Here is a 1361-nt window from a genome sequence, read left to right on the forward strand (position 1 = left end):
CTGTGGATATGTAACGTGCTTTTTCCTGCCATGTGCGCCCGAATTGGAATAAATACGCCAGTGGTCGGAGGATGGATGTTCTCCGGAGCTATGGGGCTTTTGCAAGAATCATCGGGGCTGAAGCTTGCGGTTGCGGCGCTGTACGACGGCGACGCATTGGAGAGATTTGAATGCGACGGGATCGACTATTATCTTATCCCTGGAAAAAAGTCACGGAAAATATACGACGAAGATATCGAGGCCGAATGGAAGGCCGTTGCAGAGAATTTTTTGCCTGACGTTGTACATATCCATGGTACCGAACGCGCCCACGGTCTTGCATTTCTGCGTGCACTCGGACGGGAAAAGGTGGTTGTGTCGATTCAAGGGTTGGTGAGTGTCTACGAGCGATACTATTTCGGATCGATCGAGGCCAGCGAATTAAAGCGTCATGTAACTCCACGGGATATCCTAAGAAAAGATACCCTCTTCGACCAGAGGCGAAACATGCGGGCACGCGGGGTGCTCGAGAAAGAAAGCCTGATGCTAGCGAAGCATGTTATTGGTAGAACATCATGGGATCGTAGTCACGCATTAGCTATAAACTCTGATTCCAGATACTATCATTGCGATGAAACAATAAGAAGCAAATTCTACGAAAACACCTGGGGGCTGGATAAGTGCCAGAGGGATTCAATTTTCTTGAGTCAGGCTCATTATCCAATAAAGGGTCTTCATAAGCTAATCATGGCTATGCCATTTGTCCTCAAGAGATTTCCTGGCGTAAAAGTACGAATTGGAGGTAGTAATTTACTGGATAAGCCTTTCTGGAAAAGAGGTGGATATGCGAATTATATTATCTCTCTGATAAAAAAGAAAGGCCTGGATAATATTATAACATTTACCGGGCCTCTTTCTGAGAAGGATATGGTGGGCGAATATATAAACTCCCATGTCTTCGTTTGCCCGTCAGCTATTGAAAATAGCCCAAACTCTATAGGTGAAGCCCAAATATTGGGCGTACCTTGTATCGCCTCATATGTTGGAGGCGTGCCGGATATGATTGAAGACGGGGTAACCGGGCTTCTTTACCGATTTGAGGAGCACGAAATGCTGGCCGACTCTATTTGCCGTCTGTTGGCAGACGACGGATTGGCCTCGCTCTTGTCGGAAAGAGGTAGAGCTGAAGGCAGAGCTAGGCATGACAGGAGATCAAACTCGCGGCGTCTTCTTGAAATATACGGAGAGGTGGCTAAGTGCTAGCGATAATTGTTTATAAATCATCTCGAAGAATATTTAGGCTACTGTTAACAGTATACGAAAATATTGTGACGTCAATTATTCTTAAGGGAAACGGGGCGAAATTTGGAACGTTCCAGACC

Annotated in this window: 1 protein-coding gene; it reads left to right on the forward strand. The window is 46.2% G+C overall.

Annotated elements, in window-relative coordinates:
* Window positions 1-1242 (forward strand): glycosyltransferase family 4 protein (locus AC1DS3_RS38720; protein WP_477129372.1); only part of this gene is annotated, 1242 nt, incomplete at its 5' end.
* Window positions 1243-1361 lie beyond the last annotated feature (119 nt).

It is taken from the genome of Cupriavidus sp. 01L46 (assembly GCF_056399905.1).